This window comes from Yersinia enterocolitica, from assembly GCA_002082245.2.
In the GTDB taxonomy this organism is placed as follows: Bacteria; Pseudomonadota; Gammaproteobacteria; order Enterobacterales; family Enterobacteriaceae; genus Yersinia; species Yersinia enterocolitica_E.
Map to the genome: position 1 here is coordinate 4,082,639 of NBTC02000002.1, position 18,115 is coordinate 4,100,753.

The following is an 18,115-nucleotide window of genomic DNA, read 5'->3' on the forward strand; positions in this document are numbered from 1 at the left end:
GTGGTTTTCTATTACCAGTTTTAGGTATTTAGCCACAAAAACGATATAGTGAGCTAGGTTGTTATTAGCTTTCAATAATAAAAAAATTCATGTTTTAATCGGGTTAAACAATGAGAATTGCTTACTTTCGCAGCATTTTATTTTTACTGGCGATGATTATTTCATCGTCATCTTTTGCCATTAACTGCCAGCGTGCAGCGACACCGGTTGAATATACTGTATGTGGTAATGAGGATTTACACTGGCTGGATCAGACATTTAGCGATATCTATCAGTCCATGTTGGTTAAATATGATACAGAAACAGTGTATCAGCAACGACAAATATGGGAAAAATCCCTTAACAGTTGTACCAGTGATAGCTGTATTCAGCGCGCCTATTTTCAGGGCATTGCCTCCATGTCTGATATTGACAAAAAATTTGACTGGGCTGGGCAGTGGTGGAATGTCACCAAAGGGAATGACCGGGGGGGCGTTATCAAAATAACCCGGGTTGCTGAGTGGGGATTTAGTATCGATAGCCGCGCCTGGTCCGGTGAGAATACCGGTAATTTTAGAGCTGAAGCGCGTAAAATTGAAGGGTTGGCGGTTGTTGATCTTATTGAAAATACAGCAAGCTGCCGGTTATTACTGATCCCGATAAAAGATGGTTCAATTCAGGTGCACAGCAATGGCAGTTGGGGTTGCCGAATTTCGATGCCTAAAGATGTCTTTATTGACGGGCAGTATATTCGGGCTGAAAAAGATCCGCGTGAGACTCCGAGCTTACTCTCGGTCGGTATTTTTACTGATACCAACAACGATAAACTTTTCCGTGAGTTAGTCGGCGACCATTACGCCCAGTTTGTCGCCTCAGCCAACGTCTATATTTATAGCAATGACCGGGATAACCGGGGGGCAAAAGTATTATCCACCTGGGTGCGAGGTGCAGCCAATAAGCGTGCATCAATCATTATGTATAACCGTGCCGGTTTGATGTGGGCCGCGTATGTTGCGCCTGAAAAAAATGGCACGCTGCGGGTTCACTATTTTACCAATGTGCCTGAAGATAAAGATAAAAGACCCAAAACGATTGTTGAATGGCAGCAGACCTTTATGGATAACTAATTATCCCCTTTGCCTTTGAAGCGGTAGGAATTAATGAGCCTCATTCTTGAGGCTCATCTACTTTTACTCTAAGGTACCAATCACATTCAGCGCCATATCATCAGGCACTTCGTTATAAGACAACACATTCAACCCATTGCAGAATAGTCGTGCATAGCGTGCAATTAATGGCCGCAATTGCGGGGTTACCAATAAAATAGGTTGGTGATTCTCTGCTTTCATCTGCTCTTTAATGATCGGCATATTCTGCTGCAACTGGGTCAGGATATTTGGGTCGACTGGGAAGTTATCCAATACCACTTTCCCCGCTTGCTGCGCCTGATTCAACGAGCCAAGCAACATATTTTCTAATTCGTTATTAATGGTATAAACCGCCAGGTTTTTGTCATCGCCATTGATACCATTGACGATACCGGTACGTAATGCGTAACGCACATCTGAGGTGAGGAGCAGTGAATCTTTGGTGATAGTGGCACTTTCTACTAAGGTGGTGGCGATGGTGACAATATCTTTCAGCGACACATTTTCGGTTAATAGCTGACGATACACCTTCAGCAATTGGCTAAAATTCAATCCGCCAGCCAAATCTTCAGCCAAACGTGGCGACAGCGACTCAAGCCGTTGGTGTAATAGGGTTATATCATCATAATTAAACAGTTCAGATAAATGGTCACGTACCACTTTATTCACATGGGTCGCGACCACACTGGCACAATCCACCACCTGATAACCGAAGTTTAGTGCCGTGGGCTTATCTTCCGGTGCTACCCATACCACGGCCAGGCCGTAAGTCGGATCGATTGCCAGTACACCATCAACCTCGCCGTATTGTTCCGCTGTTGGAATCGCCATCAGTCTATCAATATAAACATCGCCACCGGCGACTTTGACACCATTAATATTGATGGTGTATTGGGACGGTTTTAAGCGGAAGTTTTCCCGTACTTTGACTTCCGGTAATAGAATTCCGCAGGTTTCGGAGATGATTTGCCGCACCCCTCGCAGCCGCTGAATCAGCGGTCGGCCTTTTGATTCATCGACCAGTGTGACCAGCTTATAGCCCAAATTCAGGCCGATAGGTTCAACTATCGGAATATTTTCCCAGTTGAGGTTCAGGGCATTATCTTCAGAAATGGCTTGGTCGAGGATTGTAAGATCGGGCTCAGCATCCGCTTGCTGAATTTTTTTACTTTGCTGCCAAGCGGCGAACAGGAGTAATCCGGTGAAGCTGAGAAAGGCAAGATGGGGCATCCCCGGCACAATGGCGAGTATGAACATCACGAATGCCGCAGCATACAAGATAGTCGGTTTTGCCAACAACTGATCTTTAATTTCATCAGTCATGTCACCGCCATCACTCACCCGAGTGACAATAATTGCCGCCGCGGTTGCTAATAACAGGGACGGAATTTGTGCCACCAGACCGTCACCAATGGTCAACAATACATATTGTTGAAACGACTGGCTGGCGCTGAGATCGTATTTAAAGATACCGATACAGATACCGCCGATCACGTTGATCACCAGAATCATAATACCGGCGATGGCGTCACCGCGAACAAACTTGGATGCTCCATCCATCGCACCGTAGAAGTCAGCTTCGCTGGCCACTTCTTTACGGCGCAAGCGCGCTTGCTCCTGATTGATTAACCCGGCATTAAGGTCGGCATCAATCGCCATCTGTTTACCCGGCAGTGCATCCAAGGTAAAGCGGGCCGACACTTCAGAAATTCGCTCAGCACCCTTGGTTACCACCACAAAGTTGATTGTCGGGGTGGTATCAGAAGAGGAGCGGCAAGAGATTGTGGCGCAACTGAATGGGCAAACCATCTTTTCGCAGCAATCCTTTATTTCAATTCCCTCTAAAAGCAAAAGTGGCGGCGGCAAGTTCTCTGACAGCATTGATGGTAAGGAGCAAGCGAAAGAGACCAAAAGTAATCTGGCAGTTGAGGTGCCGGAACCGGAGCAATCTCTGGAAGAGGTGGTGGATAAATCACGTAAAGAAATGGAAGAGTTATCACGCATCATTATGCAAATTACTTCTGCCTACGATGCGCAATCCAACCTGCAAATGGAAGTGGTGCCACAAGGGCTACGTATTTTGATTCAGGATGATAAGCAGCGCGATATGTTCCAGCGCAGTAGCGCTGTACTGACGCCGTTCTTCAGCCGTCTACTGGCTGAGTTGGCTCCGGCATTTAATGAGATGGACAATAAAATCATTATTACCGGCCATACCGATGCTTCCCGCTACCGTGATCAGGTGTTGTACAACAACTGGAACTTGTCTGGCGAGCGGGCCTTGATGGCGCATAAAGCGCTAGTAAAAGGCGGGCTGGATGACGGTCGGGTATTACAAATCAATGCGATGGCTGATCAGATGCTATTGGACTCAGTCGAACCTCTTGCGGCTAAAAACCGCCGTATTGAAATTATGGTCTTAACCAAAACGGCTTCAGACACCTTATATCAGTTCTTTGGCAACCACGGAGAGAATGTAGTGAAACCGGCAGCGAAAAAAGCCGGATAGTTATGTTCATCTTTTCACCGCCCAGTCTACCCTCGAACCTTCAGGACTGGGCGGTGCTTTTTAATACAATGACTTAACTTAAGTTGCCATACCTACACGCTGAGTTCAGGCGGCAAAACCTAACGTGGTGTGATAGTGACGGTATTCCCATGGGTAGCAATGGTGACACGTTGCCCCGGTTGGAATTGGGTAACGCCCTGAGCTTGAACCACCAGGAAGGTGGTACCGTTATCGCGGCGCACTTCCAGTTCAACACCACTACTGCGATTCATCATACTCTGGACTTGTTGGCCGACTACGCCACCGGCAACGGCACCTGCTGCGGTTCCGAGACGGCGACCAGTACCGCCGCCAATGGTGTTACCCAGAAAACCACCCACCACAGCCCCACCGACCGCACCCGCAACATTATTCCCATCTCCGCCCTGAATAGTGACTGGACGGACAGAAACCAAGGTTCCGTAAGTTACAGCTTGAGCCTGGCCGGCCTGAGAACTGCTAAAAGTATCGCCCGAAAGGGTATTATTATTGGCGCAACCACTGAGAGTGGCGATGGCGAGGGTTACAACAATGAATGGTTTTATCATAAAGACCCTTCCTACTTGAAGTTGCTAACTTATAACCGATTGAATATTGACCGGTAAAATAATCATAGCACGACTTATTTGCTTATTAATTGATAGATAGATAAAAAGTAGAGTTAACTCAAATTTTATAGGACGATTAGCCCCAATCAGAGGGCATGTTATCGTCTCTCTGGCCGACAATTTACCGGCGAAAGTAAAATCACGGCAGTGGAAACACATTTAACTCTGCGTTAAGTGAAATTTATAACCTAATACACCTATAACAGATTGTCCCTCTGGCAAGTATTCGCTATCACTGTCATCGCCATGATCCATTTTGTAACATTAAGATTTATCATTAAAAATGACAAAACAGTCTGTTAGAGTTCTCAAACTGAATGAAATTGATAAGAATCCGATTTTCTGGCTGATTTAACAATTCGCACTAGGAATAATGATTAAATTAATAACTAATCATCTTGTATGATTTATATCCGCAGGTCTGGTTGGTTTCATTTTTTATAAAATGTTCAGGGAAGGGCTAATGCTTAACACTTTTTAGGTAGAATAATAACCTAATGAAATGTTAAAAAAATCAGTTTTAGTTAATAATTGATACCAACATGGCGACCTAAAGATTGTTTTTCGTACAGATTTTTACCGCTGGTGGTGAGTATCGACAAGCGTCAGGCCCCGCAAGGGTTTGTCGCATTTTGACCGTATTTCAAAGTGTGTTAATTCAACGTTTTCAATGGCAAATTACATTCTGATGATCAATTAAATTCACTTAAAAAAGGTAAATGATGCATTTCATCTTTAAGTTGGATGGAATTTCCATTTCCAGTTAAATAACTAAAGTAAGTAATATATAATTAAAGTCATTACATTAATTTACTATTTTGGGTTAATGATATTGAATTCCATCTGCATCCTCCGCATTACCTCCTGACAGATTTTTTATTTTCTGGCAAATGAAATGTTTTGCTGAAACGGTTTTAGTTCACAGATATTTACCCCTTTCAGACTCAATCAATTATCCATTGATAAAGATCAACTTAATTATATTTGCAGAGTTACAAACTATTAACAGAATATCCTTCATCTTTTTTCAAAGTGCAGGTGTGTTGGCTGCTCTCACTTACTCTAATCACTTACTTATGTAAGTTCATCGGGGTTCTTTCGTTTGCGGCCGCCCAGCATTTCGAAATCTATTGGATATAAGACCATGCTTTTTATAGGGATATACCCATCATTAGTATCGGGTATGTGAACAATATAATAATAATGACAGGGGAAAAAACATGCTTTCCCAGCATGGCGTTAACCGTCGTGATTTTATGAAGCTTTGTGCAGCGCTGGCTGCCACCATGGGGCTCAGCAGTAAGGCTGCCGCAGAAATTGCCAATATGGTCGGTTCACCACAACGGCCGCCGGTCATCTGGATTGGTGCTCAGGAGTGCACCGGCTGTACCGAGTCACTGTTGCGCTCAACGCATCCCACCCTGGAGAATTTGCTGCTCAGTGTTATATCAATGGAGTATCACGAAGTGCTGTCAGCAGCATTTGGTGAGCAGGCGGAAGAGAATAAGCACCGCGCTATTGAACAGCATAAAGGGAAGTACATACTGGTGGTGGATGGTTCTATCCCACTGAAAGATGGTGGGATTTACTGCATGGTGGCGGGCAAACCTATTGTCGAGCATATTCGCGAAGCGGCGGAACATGCGGCAGCTATTATTGCCATTGGCTCCTGTTCTGCCTGGGGGGGCGTGCCAGCCACTGGTGGCAACCCAACCGGCGCGGTCAGTTTGCAAGCGGCGCTACCGGGGAAAACCGTGATTAATATTCCCGGCTGCCCGCCGAATCCGCATAACTTCCTGGCAACCGTCGCTCATATCATTACCTTTGGGCGGCCGCCGGCGTTGGATGCCAAGAACCGTCCTACCTTTGCCTATGGCCGTCTGATCCATGAAAACTGCGAGCGTCGCCCGCACTTTGATGCCGGTCGTTTTGCCCGTCAGTTTGGTGATGAAGGGCATCGTCAGGGCTGGTGCCTCTATCACCTTGGTTGCAAGGGGCCGGAGACCTACGGTAACTGTCCAACCCTAGAGTTCTGCGATGTTGGTGGTGGCATCTGGCCGGTCGGCATCGGTCATCCGTGCTACGGCTGTAACGAAGAGGGGATTGGTTTTACCAAAAGCATTGCTCAATTAGCCAATGTCGAAAACCCAACACCACGCGCTGAAAAACCACAGATCCATAATGTGGAAGGTGGCAAGGTTTCTACCACCGCCACCGCGTTGCTGGGTGGGGTGGTGGGATTGGTTGCCGGTGTCAGCCTGATGACGGTGCGTGAGCTGGGGCGGCAACAGAAGCAGCGCCGTAAAGATGACGATCACTCATCGCGGGAGGAATAGCCGTGAACCGACGTCACTTTTTCAAATTAGCCTCGGGCGGTGTCTTGCTGGCGGGACTTTCCCCCAGCAGTAAAGCTGAGGTCCAAAACCGACCACCGATCCCCGGTGCGCTTGGCATGTTGTATGACTCGACGTTATGCGTCGGTTGTCAGGCGTGTGTCAGTAAATGCCAAGAGATTAATCACAGCGAGTTTGCCGCGCACGGTGAAACCTACGCCGGTGGTGATGCTATCTGGTCAAATAACGACAAACTTAGCCCCTATACCAACAACATTATTCAGGTGTGGACCAGTGGTGCAGGTATCCATAAAGATCAGTTGGAAGATGGTTACGCCTATATCAAAAAGCAGTGTATGCACTGCGTTGATCCCAACTGTGTTTCCGTCTGCCCGGTCAGCGCACTGCGCAAAGATGCCAAAACCGGCATCGTTCACTATGACCCGGATATCTGTACCGGCTGTCGCTACTGCATGGTTGGCTGCCCGTTCAATGTGCCGAAATACGATTACGATAATCCCTTTGGCAAGATCCATAAATGTGAGTTGTGTAATCAGAAAGGGGTGGAGCGGCTCGACAAAGGCGGTTTGCCTGGTTGTGTTGAGGTGTGTCCGACCGGGGCGGTGATATTTGGTACCCGTGAAGCGTTGCTGTCAGAAGCCAAACGGCGGCTGACGTTAACACCGGGTGAGAACTATCGTTTCCCACGTCAGACACTCAGTGCCAACGACACATACGAGCATCCGGTTGCCCATTATGATCCGCACGTATACGGCGAAAAAGAGGGCGGTGGTACGCAGGTGTTGGTACTGGCGGGTATTCCGACCGAGAAACTTGATTTGCCACCGTTGGCAGAACTGGCAACCGGTGCGCGTTCGGAGCATGTTCAGCACACCCTGTACAAAGGCATGATCCTGCCGCTGGCGGTACTGGCCGGTGTGACGGCGCTGGTGCATCGCAATACCCGCGATGAGCGCAAAGACAGTGATGCCGACACGCACGATAAAAAGGACGGTCCAGATGACGATGCATAAATCCAGTCCATTGGGTGGGCGGCTGGTCAGTTGGCCGGTGATGCTGCTAGCGCCTTTTGTTGTGTTATGCGCGCTGCTGATAGTTAAACGTTTGGTGCTCGGGCTGGGTTCAGTCAGTGATTTGAACGGCGGCTTCCCGTGGGGGATCTGGATCGCTTTCGACTTATTGGTGGGAACCGGTTTGGCCTGTGGCGGCTGGGCGTTGGCCTGGGCGGTTTATGTCTTTAACCGGGGCGAATATCACCCGCTGGTACGCCCGGCGCTGTTAGCCAGTTTATTTGGCTATGCGCTGGGGGGATTGTCGATCACCATTGATGTTGGCCGCTATTGGAACCTGCCTTACTTCTTTATCCCCGGTTACTTTAACGTCAATTCGGTATTATTCGAAACCGCCGTCTGTATGACCATTTATATCGGTGTAATGGCGCTGGAGTTTGCCCCCGCACTGTTTGAACGCCTCGGTTGGAAGGTTTCGCTCAAGCGGCTGAACAAAGTGATGTTTTTCGTCATTGCATTGGGTGCGCTGCTGCCGACTATGCATCAGTCCTCAATGGGTTCATTGATGATTGCCGCAGGTGCGAAGATTCATCCGCTGTGGCAAAGCTATGAAATGTTACCGCTATTTTCATTGCTCACCGCCGCCATTCTGGGCTTCTCTATTGTCATCTTTGAAGGCTCTTTGGTGCAGGCCGGACTGCGTGGGCGAGGTGCCAATGAAGCACCGCTGTTTACCCGGCTGACCACCATTATCGACCTATTCCTGCTGCTATTTGTCTTGCTGCGCTTGGGTGAAGTGGTAGTGCGGCACAAAATAGATTATCTGCTGCATTTCGACCGCTACGCTATCGCCTTTTGGGCTGAAATCGGACTGATGACTTTGCCGCTCATCATCTTCCGTATCCGGCGGGCCAGAGAAGATAGCCGCTTACTGTTTATCGGTGCGCTGTGCATGATTGCGGGCGCGGCGCTATGGCGGCTCAACTACTCGCTACTGGCCTTTAGCCCCGGCGGTGGCTACAACTACTTCCCAACCACCAGTGAAATCCTGATCTCAATTGGCTTTGTCGCCATTGAGGTCTGCGCCTACATTTTATTGATTCGGCTATTGCCGGTGCTGCCTGCTCACGGGCAATTACATAAGAATAATCAGACAGAGGTAAAGCATGAGCCAACGCATCACCATTGATCCCGTCACCCGCATTGAGGGACACCTGCGGATCGACTGCGAAATTGAGGACGGCAAGGTCATTAAAGCTTGGTCCTCCGGCACCATGTGGCGTGGCATGGAAGAGATTTTACAAGGCAATGATCCCCGCGATGCCTGGATGATTGTGCAGCGTATTTGTGGCGTATGTACCACCATCCACGCTATCGCCTCGGTGCGCGCCGTGGAAAATGCATTGGGGATGGAAGTCCCAGTCAATGCGCAACATATCCGCAATTTGATTCTGGCGGCGCATAGCATCCATGACCATATCGTGCACTTCTACCAACTGTCGGCACTGGATTGGGTGGATGTCACCTCAGCGCTGCAAGCCTCGCCACAGAAGGCGGCCGCCATGTTGAGTGGCTTATCGAGCTGGCCACTGAACAGCGCGGAAGAGTTCAGCCGTGTACAGCAGAAAATCAAAGACCTGGTGGCCAGTGGGCAGTTAGGCATTTTTGCCAACGGCTACTGGGGCCATCCGGCAATGGCGTTGCCACCAGAAGTGAACCTGATTGCGGTAGCGCACTATTTGCAAGCACTGGAGTGCCAGCGCGATGCCAACCGCATTGTGGCGGTATTGGGGGGCAAAACACCGCACATTCAGAATCTGGCTGTAGGGGGCGTTGCCAATCCAATCAATCTAGATATGCCAAGTGTGCTTAATCTGGAGCGCTTGATGTTGGTGAAATCCTTCATCGACCGACTGGGCAGTTTTATCGAGCAAGTTTATAAAGTGGACACGGCGGTGATCGCTGCCCACTATCCAGGTTGGCTCAATCTGGGTAAAGGGGCGGATTACTATCTCAGCGTGCCGGAGCTACCGACCGATCGCAAAGGGGAGACTTTCCTGCTGCCGGGCGGCTATCTGGATAAGGGTACTTTCCGGCCGATTGCCAACCATAACGATCCTTATCTGATCAAAGGGATTGCCGAGAGCGGCAAACATGCCTGGTATCAAGATGACGAGCCGCTGGCACCGTGGGAGGGCAAAACCAACCCGAACTACACCGGCTGGCAGGAAGAGGGCAAATACTCGTGGGTAAAAGCGCCAACTTTCTACGGCAAAACGGTAGAAGTTGGGCCGCTGGCATGGTTGATGTGCGGTCTGGCGGCTGACCACGCGCCGACTAAACAGCATTTCAGCGATATTGGCGCGGCCTATCAGAAATTGAGCGGGCAGGCTATCACTCAAGATCAACTGCCATCGACGCTGGGTCGCATCATTGGCCGCGCAGTGCATTGTTGCGTGCTGCATGAAACGCTGGCTCAGCAATGGACGGCGCTGGTGGCCAATATCGGTACCGGCGACGTAGAAACCTTTATCAAACCGAATATTCCGTTAACTGGCGAAATCCGCGGTGTTGGCTTTGAAGAAGCGCCACGCGGCATGTTGTCGCACTGGGTGGTCATCAAAGACGGCAAAATCGCCAACTATCAGGCGGTGGTGCCCTCCACCTGGAACGCCGGCCCGCGTAACTACAATGACGAACCCGGGCCATACGAACAAGCGCTGGTGGGTACACTGGTTGCTGATCCGGCCAAACCGCTCGAAGTGGTGCGGACCATTCACTCATTCGACCCGTGTATGTCTTGTGCCGTACATATTGTTGATACAACGGGCAACGAAGTGACCAAAGTCAAGGTGCTGTGATGGGGATTTTGGTATTAGGTATAGGTAACTTATTACTCAGCGATGAAGCGGTGGGGGTACGTCTGGTTGAAGCATTGGAACAACGCTTTGAGATACCCCCAGGTGTTGAGGTGTTGGACGGCGGTACCGCCGGTTTAGAGCTGATGGAAGCGATGGCAAACCGCGAACATTTGATTGTTGCTGATGCGGTATTCACCGGCCAGCCTCCGGGCAGTGTCGCGGTGCTGCATGATAAAGAGATACCGGCTATGTTCAGCCGCAAAGTCTCGCCCCACCAGTTGGGGCTATGCGATGTGTTGATGGCACTGCAACTGACCGGTGAATCCCCGCGCCAACTGACATTGGTGGGCGTGGTGCCAGAATCTCTGGCGCCAGGAATTGGCCTGACACCGACGGTGATACAGGCGATGGAACCCGCGCTGGAACAGATTCTGGTCGCATTGCGCTTAAGCGGAATTACGCTCAACGCACGGGAGCAAAACCATGTCTGACTCCTTCGACGACACTGGCATTATCGGGCTGACGCAAAACCCGGCTCCTTTACTGGAGCAGGTTTTCAGCCAGATTGCCGCGGATGAGATGCGCGGCTTGCCATTCTACCGTGACCACATACCGCTACGCGCCTGTGGCTTTCAGTTATTTGAGCAGCAATGGGTGGGCGCGTTATTAACCCCGTGGATGCTGAGTTTAGTGGTATTACCGGGGCCGCAGCAAAGCTGGCCGCGTCGGGTGGTGGGTGAGCGCTTGATGCTGGCACTGCCATGCGGCACCATCAGTTTTACGCTCGGCGAAATAGCCGGTTGCGGCCAGTACCTGAGCCGCTCGCTGATGTCGCCATTGGACACTACGCTGCAAGCGGAACAGGCGCTGCTGCTGGCAGAACAGAGCGCTCGCATGGTGCTTTCACTGCCCATTAGCAATGCTGATGCACCGGCTAATCCACGGCGGCGGGCGTTGTTTAGTCAAATGACGAATCAGCATGCATGAAATCAGTTTATGCCTCAGTACGCTGGAGCTGATTGAAACACAGGCCAGGCTTAACGGGGCCAAACGAATAACGGCGGTATGGCTGGAGATTGGTGCGCTCTCTTGTATTGAGGAGAGCGCATTGCGTTTTAGTTTTGACGCGGCCAGCCGTGAGACATTGGCAGCTAATTGCCAATTGCATATCAATTATTTACCCGCACAAGCCTGGTGTTGGGAGTGTAGCGCCAGTGTTCAGATTGAACGGCACGATGCCGGGTGCCCGCATTGTGGCAGCCATGCTCTGCAAGTGGAGAGTGGTGACAGTTTGCAGGTAAAACAGATAGAAGTGGAATAATCCTGAAGGAGTGAATTCCTATGTGCACGACTTGTGGTTGCGCCAGCGGCGAAACAAAGATCGAAGGCGACGACAGTCACCATCATGACCACGACCATCATGATGATGGTCACGGCCACCATCATCACGATGGCCACCACCATGATGATCACCATCATGACCACCCCAACGATGCCCAGCCGCAAAAAACTCAGCATAAACATAAATATGTTGCCAAAGGCACGCAGCCGGTCATTGTCCATCATCACTATTATTACCATCAGGGCGATGTTCATCATCACTACCACGGTAAAATGCCTGAACCGGTAGCGATACCGGAATCAGCTCAGCCGGAAGCTGAAACCTTTGCGCCACAAGTGCATGCCGATCAACAAGGGCTGCATTACGGACAGGGCGAGGCTGGCAGCCACGCACCGGGCATGGGTCAGCGCCGCTTGCTGCAAATCGAGCAAGACGTGCTGAGCAAAAATAACCAGTTAGCTCACCATAATCGTGAGCATTTTGTCGAACAACATATTCTGGCGCTGAATTTGGTTTCCAGCCCCGGTTCTGGCAAAACCACGCTACTGACCTCGACCTTGCAACTGCTGGCCGGGCAAGTGCCTTGCGCGGTAATTGAAGGTGATCAGCAAACCACCCATGATGCCGAACGTATTCGCGCCACAGGCGTACCCGCGATTCAGGTCAATACCGGTAAAGGCTGCCATCTGGATGCGCAGATGGTGCACGATGCGGCACACCGTTTAGCTCTGGCTGATGATAGCCTGCTGTTTATTGAAAACGTCGGCAACTTGGTGTGTCCGGCTAGCTTTGATCTGGGCGAACGCCATAAAGTGGCGGTATTGTCAGTTACTGAAGGCGAAGATAAGCCGCTGAAATACCCCCATATGTTTGCAGCTTCCACCCTGATGATTATCAATAAAATCGATCTGCTGCCCTATCTGGATTTTGATATTGAACAGTGCATTGCCTATGCCCGTCAGGTGAATCCTGATATTCAGGTGATTGCGCTGTCTGCCAGTAGCGGAGAGGGGATGGATTTGTGGCTGGAATGGCTGGAGACACAGCGATGTGCATAGGCGTTCCCGGCAAAATTGTGGCGGTGGGTGAAGACATTCACCAACTGGCATGGGTGGAAGTGAGCGGAGTGAAGCGTGAAATCAATATCGCACTGGTATGCGACGATACCCCGGCGGCATTGCTAGGTCAGTGGGTGTTGGTGCATGTTGGGTTTGCCATGAGCCTGCTTGACGAAGAAGAGGCACAACAGACACTGGCCGCGCTGGAACATATGCAGGCAGTTGGGCTGGATTGGGATGCCAGCGCTGCAAGCGAGGCACGCGATGCGTTACGTTGATGAGTTTCGTGATCCCGCATTAGTGAGCGCATTATTGCAACGGATCGAACAGTTATTGCCGCAGATCGCGGATCAACAGCGCTTGCCACTACAAATTATGGAAGTCTGCGGTGGGCACACTCATGCGATCTTCAAATTCGGCCTTGATCAACTGCTGCCTGAGGGGTTGGAGTTTGTCCATGGACCGGGCTGCCCGGTGTGTGTGTTGCCGATGGGCCGCATTGATAGCTGTTTGGAAATCGCCACGCATCCTGAGGTGATTTTTTGCACTTACGGTGATGCGATGCGTGTGCCAGGGCGCAATGGTTCGATGCTGGATGCCAAACGGCGCGGCGCGGATATTCGCGTGGTCTATTCGCCGTTGGATGCACTGACGCTGGCACAGCATAATCCTGATCGCCAAGTGGTGTTTTTTGGCCTCGGCTTTGAAACCACCATGCCTGCCAGTGCCTTAACCCTGCAACAAGCCAAACGGCTCGGGTTGACCAATTTCACTGTGTTCTGCCAGCACATCACCATCATTCCTACCTTGCGTAGCTTGCTGCAACAACCGGATGTGCGTATCGACGCTTTTCTGGCTCCCGGTCATGTCAGTATGGTGATTGGCACCACGCCCTATGGCTTTATTTGTGACCAATTCCACAAGCCATTGGTGGTTACCGGTTTTGAGCCGCTGGATATCTTGCAGGGGCTAGTAATGCTGCTTGAACAGATGGTCAGCGGGCGTTGTGTGGTAGAGAACCAGTATCGGCGTATCGTGCCGGACAGCGGCAACTTACTGGCACAACAGGCAATGACAGAGGTTTTTGTTGCTAAAGCCAGCAGCGAATGGCGTGGTTTGGGCGAAATCGCGGATTCCGGCGTACAACTCAGCCCTGACTATACCGAATTTGATGCCGAATTACGTTTCAAACCACAGCAGCAGCAGGTGGCAGACTCTCCACGATCTCGCTGTGGTGATGTGCTGACTGGGCGTTGCAAGCCTGATCAATGCTCACTGTTCGGCGGTGAGTGTACGCCAGACAATGCCTTTGGCGCGCTGATGGTGTCATCCGAAGGGGCCTGCGCCGCTTATTATCAGTATCGATAACCCTTGGTACTTGAAGCTGCTGGGGGGAGCTGCGTTCGCTTGCCGCACCTACCTGCAACTTCAATGACTTTGGGTTATTAATAAGGTCACAACTAAATGAATAAGAAAGAGATTACTCTGGCCCACGGCAGCGGTGGTCGGGCAATGCAGAGCTTGATCGAATCACTGTTTCTGGCGGAATTTTCCAATCCGGCGCTGAATGAACGGGAAGATCAGGCGCGTATCGCGCTGGCGGATCTAACTGTACAGGGCGATCGGCTGGCGGTATCCACCGACAGCTATGTTATTGATCCGATCTTTTTCCCCGGCGGCGATATCGGCAAGTTGGCCGTGTGCGGCACAGCAAATGATGTGGCAGTCAGTGGCGCAACACCACGCTATCTCTCCTGCGGTTTTATTCTGGAAGAAGGTTTGCCGATGGATGTTCTCACGCGCATTGTGCAATCAATGGCGGCTACCGCGCGGCAGGCGGGGATTCAGATAGTTACAGGTGATACCAAAGTCGTGCAGCGTGGCGCGGCGGATAAGATCTTTATCAATACCACCGGCATAGGCGTGATCCCCGCAGATATTCACTGGGGAACCGCGATGATCCGTGCTGGTGATCGGATCGTTGTCAGTGGCACTTTAGGTGATCATGGCGCGACCATTCTGAACCTGCGTGAAGGGCTGGGGCTGGAAGCAGAGCTGGTGAGCGATTGTGCACTATTGGCACCGTTGATCGCTCCGCTGCGATCTATTCCCGGAGTGCGGGCGTTACGTGATGCTACCCGTGGCGGCGTGACGGCGATCCTACATGAATTTGCGGCCGCCAGCGGTTGCGGCATGGAGATCAACGAATCAGATCTCCCCCTGAAACCGGCGGTGCGGGGTATTTGCGAATTGCTGGGGCTGGATGCACTCAACTTTGCCAACGAAGGTAAGCTGGTGCTGGTGGTGTCACCAGAGGCACAAGAAGTGGTATTAACAGCGCTCCATAACCATCCACTCGGCCAGGATGCCGCCGTTATCGGGCAGGTGACTGAGAATAAACAAGTGCGCTTATGCGGTGCGTATGGTGTTTCGCGTAGATTGGATTTGCCTCTGGATGAGCCATTGCCCCGTATTTGCTGATCCCATTCGTCCTTGAAGCCGCAGGGGTGTTAGCTGCGTTCGCTCACCCGAATCACTGACTGATGTCAGCTCATCGGGATTTGCTTACTTGCTGCCTACCTGCAACTCCAATGACTTTTGGGAACCCATTCGTCCTTGAAGCCGCAGGGGTGTTAGCTGCGTTCGCTCACCCGAATCACTGACTGATGTCAGCTCATCGGGATTTGCTTACTTGCTGCCTACCTGTAACTCCAATGACTTTTGGGAACCCATTCGCACTTGAAGTGACAGGCGATTAACTATTTGATAAGTGGGGAAATGTGCCGAATGGGTCGTAACGGCGTGAGCCGTCGAAGCGCCCATCGGTGCAGTCGCCCCGCAATCTCCGAGCTATAAAACAGGTTGCTGGCAGCCTTGTGAAGGAGTTTCTGTGGATAAAAATGGCCTCTGCCTGCGGGTAAAAGGTAAGGTGCAAGGCGTGGGGTTCCGCCCTTATATCTGGCAGCTTGCCCACCGCTTTGCGCTAAGGGGCGATGTCAGTAACGACAGTGCGGGCGTGACGATTCACTTGTGGCAATCACCGGCGCTGGCGGATTTCTTACAGGCACTGCCGCGTCATTGCCCGCCATTGGCACAAATTGATAGTGTCACCACCTCGCCCTACCATTGGGCGCAGCCGCCACTGGATTTTGTGATTCATCACAGCGGTGCCGGGCAGATGGATACGCAAATTGTACCGGATGCTGCAACCTGCGACGCCTGTTTGGCTGAAATGAACCATCCTGCCAATCGTCGCTACCGCTACCCGTTTATCAACTGCACCCATTGTGGCCCACGTTTTACTATTATTCACCGCATGCCCTATGACCGGCCTTATACCGCCATGCGCGAATTCCCACTATGTGCCGCCTGTCAGGCAGAATATGACCATCCGGCCGATCGCCGTTTTCACGCCCAACCCAATGCCTGTGCCGATTGTGGCCCGCAATTGTGGCTAACGGGGCGAGAGGGACAATCGATTGCGCACAACTTTGCGGCGCTAGAGCAAGCCGCAGCCGCCCTGTTGGCAGGAGATATTGTTGCCGTCAAAGGGCTGGGAGGATTCCATCTGGCGGTAGATGCCACCAATGCTGCTGCGGTGGCCCGTTTACGGCAGCGCAAGCAACGGCCTTCCAAGCCGCTGGCGGTGATGTTACCGCACGCCGACTGGTTATCACGCTGCGTGCAAAGTAACGATAGCGCCGCGTTATTACGCGTGTTACGTAGCCCTGCGGCTCCGATTGTGTTGGTTTCGTCGCGGGCTGATAGCCCGCTGTGTACGGCGCTGGCACCGGGCTTACCTGAAATTGGCGTGATGCTACCCGCCAATCCGTTACAACATTTGCTGCTGCAACAGGTCGGACGGCCTCTGGTGATAACCTCCGGTAATGGCCGTGGTAAACCCCCGGCATTGAGTAATGAGCAGGCGCTAGGTGCCCTGAGAGATATTGCTGACCACTGGTTATTGCACGATAGGCAAATTGTGCAGCGGGCCGATGACTCATTAGTGCGACTCACCGGCAGCAGTGCTGAAATGCTACGCCGAGCCAGAGGGTATGTGCCAGATGCTTTCGAGTTACCTCCGGGATTTAGCCAGCAGCCAGCAGTTCTGGCGCTGGGTGCGGATATGAAAAACACGTTTTGCCTGCTGCGTGATGGTAATGCAGTGTTGAGTCAACATCTGGGGGATCTGGAAGACCGCGATATCGCACAGCAACAGCAGCAGTTAGTGGCGCTGTTTTGTGATATTTACCATTTCACACCACAGGTGATAGCGGTGGATGCTCACCCCGGATACGTCAGCCACCAATTAGGGAAAACCCTGGCAGCACAGTGGAATATCCCTTGTGTTGACGTGCTACATCATCATGCCCATCTGGTGGCTTGTCTGGCAGAGCATGGCTGGCCTCGCGAGGGTGGGGCGGTGATTGGTGTGGCATTGGATGGGCTGGGTTATGGCGCTGATGGTCAATTGTGGGGCGGTGAATGCCTACGAGTAGATTATACGAGCTGTGAATATATTGGTGGCTTGCCCGCAGTGGCACTACCCGGTGGCGATCTGGCCTCGCGTCAACCGTGGCGTAACCTGCTGGCCCAGTTACAGCGCTATGTCCCCAATTGGCAACATTTGCCTGAGAGTGCGGTGATTCCTCAGCCGGAGGGTAGGGTATTGGCGCGGGCGATTGAGCGGGGGATTAATGCGCCGTTGGCCTCTTCAACTGGGCGCTTATTTGATGCAGTAGCGGCTGCACTCAATCTTGCCCCGCTATCGATAAGTTGGGAGGGCGAAGCCGCCTGCCAGTTGGAAGCACTGGCGCGACAAAGTGCGGTTTCAGTACCGCCAGTGACGATGCCGCTGTGCGATAACCAACTGGACTTAGCCACTTTCTGGCACCAATGGTTGGCTTATAATGCCACTCCGGCTGAGCGGGCCTATGCGTTCCATTTTGCTCTGGCCCAGGGATTTGCTACTTTGGCGCGGCAGGCGGCCCAGTATTATCGTATTGATACTATTGTCTTTTCAGGTGGGGTGCTACATAACCGGTTACTGCGTGAGTTACTTAGCGCACAACTGCATGATTTCCAACTGTTGCTGCCCCAGCGTCTGCCTGCCGGTGATGGTGGGCTGTCTCTAGGGCAAGCACTGATTGCCGCTGCGTCAAAATGCCATAAGTGATGATTATGGCTAATGGTGTTTGATTACCGCT

The 18,115-nt window shown here is 51.5% G+C and carries 16 protein-coding genes; 14 read left to right on the top strand and 2 right to left on the bottom strand.

What is annotated here, in order from left to right:
* Positions 1-110 precede the first annotated feature (110 nt).
* Positions 111-1,106, top strand: coding sequence for a hypothetical protein (locus A6J66_020160; protein PNM26271.1), 996 nt, complete (start codon positions 111-113; stop codon positions 1,104-1,106).
* 63 nt (positions 1,107-1,169) lie between these two features.
* On the opposite strand, the gene A6J66_020165 is transcribed toward A6J66_020160, so the two are convergent.
* Positions 1,170-2,864 (bottom strand): flagellar type III secretion system protein FlhA, encoded by a 1,695-nt coding sequence (locus A6J66_020165; GenBank protein PNM26272.1) that lies wholly within the window; start codon positions 2,862-2,864, stop codon positions 1,170-1,172.
* A gap of 4 nt (positions 2,865-2,868) precedes the next feature.
* On the opposite strand from A6J66_020165, the gene A6J66_020170 reads away from it, so the two are divergent.
* The gene (locus A6J66_020170; protein PNM27094.1) at positions 2,869-3,636 is read left to right on the top strand and encodes a putative lateral flagellar export/assembly protein LafU; all 768 of its coding nucleotides are present in this window, start codon (positions 2,869-2,871) and stop codon (positions 3,634-3,636) included.
* Between the two features lie 119 nt (positions 3,637-3,755).
* Here A6J66_020170 and A6J66_020175 read toward each other — a convergent pair whose 3' ends face one another.
* Positions 3,756-4,223, bottom strand: coding sequence for a glycine zipper 2TM domain-containing protein (locus tag A6J66_020175; protein ID PNM26273.1), 468 nt, complete (start codon positions 4,221-4,223; stop codon positions 3,756-3,758).
* 1,280 nt (positions 4,224-5,503) lie between these two features.
* Between A6J66_020175 and A6J66_020180 the strand changes: the two genes are divergently transcribed.
* The 12 genes from A6J66_020180 to hypF all read left to right on the top strand — a co-directional run bounded on the left by A6J66_020180 (position 5,504) and on the right by hypF (position 18,084).
* A complete protein-coding gene (locus A6J66_020180; protein ID PNM26274.1) occupies positions 5,504-6,619 on the top strand; it encodes a hydrogenase 2 small subunit in 1,116 nt (371 codons plus the stop codon).
* A gap of 2 nt (positions 6,620-6,621) precedes the next feature.
* Entirely contained in the window at positions 6,622-7,650 is a 1,029-nt protein-coding gene (locus A6J66_020185; protein ID PNM26275.1) for a 4Fe-4S dicluster domain-containing protein, read from the top strand.
* Complete coding sequence (locus A6J66_020190) at positions 7,643-8,836, top strand: Ni/Fe-hydrogenase cytochrome b subunit (protein ID PNM27095.1); 1,194 nt, start codon at positions 7,643-7,645, stop codon at positions 8,834-8,836. The genes A6J66_020185 and A6J66_020190 overlap by 8 nt, the downstream gene beginning before the upstream one ends.
* Complete coding sequence (locus tag A6J66_020195; GenBank protein ID PNM26276.1) at positions 8,814-10,508, top strand: hydrogenase 2 large subunit; 1,695 nt, start codon at positions 8,814-8,816, stop codon at positions 10,506-10,508. The genes A6J66_020190 and A6J66_020195 overlap by 23 nt, the downstream gene beginning before the upstream one ends.
* Positions 10,508-10,999 carry a HyaD/HybD family hydrogenase maturation endopeptidase gene (gene hybD / locus A6J66_020200; protein PNM26277.1) on the top strand — a complete coding sequence of 164 codons (492 nt, stop codon included), beginning with the start codon at positions 10,508-10,510 and terminating at the stop codon, positions 10,997-10,999. The genes A6J66_020195 and hybD overlap by 1 nt, the downstream gene beginning before the upstream one ends.
* Positions 10,992-11,495, top strand: coding sequence for a hydrogenase (locus tag A6J66_020205; GenBank protein PNM26278.1), 504 nt, complete (start codon positions 10,992-10,994; stop codon positions 11,493-11,495). Before hybD ends, A6J66_020205 begins: the two co-directional genes overlap by 8 nt.
* Positions 11,488-11,829: a hydrogenase maturation nickel metallochaperone HypA gene (hypA, locus tag A6J66_020210; GenBank protein ID PNM26279.1), complete on the top strand. Its 342-nt coding sequence runs from the start codon at positions 11,488-11,490 to the stop codon at positions 11,827-11,829. The genes A6J66_020205 and hypA overlap by 8 nt, the downstream gene beginning before the upstream one ends.
* A 20-nt stretch (positions 11,830-11,849) precedes the next feature.
* Positions 11,850-12,908 (top strand): hydrogenase accessory protein HypB, encoded by a 1,059-nt coding sequence (hypB, locus tag A6J66_020215; protein ID PNM26280.1) that lies wholly within the window; start codon positions 11,850-11,852, stop codon positions 12,906-12,908.
* Positions 12,899-13,186, top strand: a complete 288-nt coding sequence (gene hypC / locus A6J66_020220; protein ID PNM26281.1) for a HypC/HybG/HupF family hydrogenase formation chaperone — start codon at positions 12,899-12,901, stop codon at positions 13,184-13,186. Before hypB ends, hypC begins: the two co-directional genes overlap by 10 nt.
* Positions 13,173-14,276: a hydrogenase formation protein HypD gene (locus A6J66_020225; GenBank protein ID PNM26282.1), complete on the top strand. Its 1,104-nt coding sequence runs from the start codon at positions 13,173-13,175 to the stop codon at positions 14,274-14,276. Before hypC ends, A6J66_020225 begins: the two co-directional genes overlap by 14 nt.
* A 96-nt stretch (positions 14,277-14,372) precedes the next feature.
* Positions 14,373-15,389 (top strand): hydrogenase expression/formation protein HypE, encoded by a 1,017-nt coding sequence (gene hypE, locus A6J66_020230; protein ID PNM26283.1) that lies wholly within the window; start codon positions 14,373-14,375, stop codon positions 15,387-15,389.
* A 409-nt stretch (positions 15,390-15,798) separates the two neighbouring features.
* Positions 15,799-18,084 carry a carbamoyltransferase HypF gene (hypF, locus tag A6J66_020235; protein ID PNM26284.1) on the top strand — a complete coding sequence of 762 codons (2,286 nt, stop codon included), beginning with the start codon at positions 15,799-15,801 and terminating at the stop codon, positions 18,082-18,084.
* The last annotated feature ends 31 nt before the right edge of the window (positions 18,085-18,115 follow it).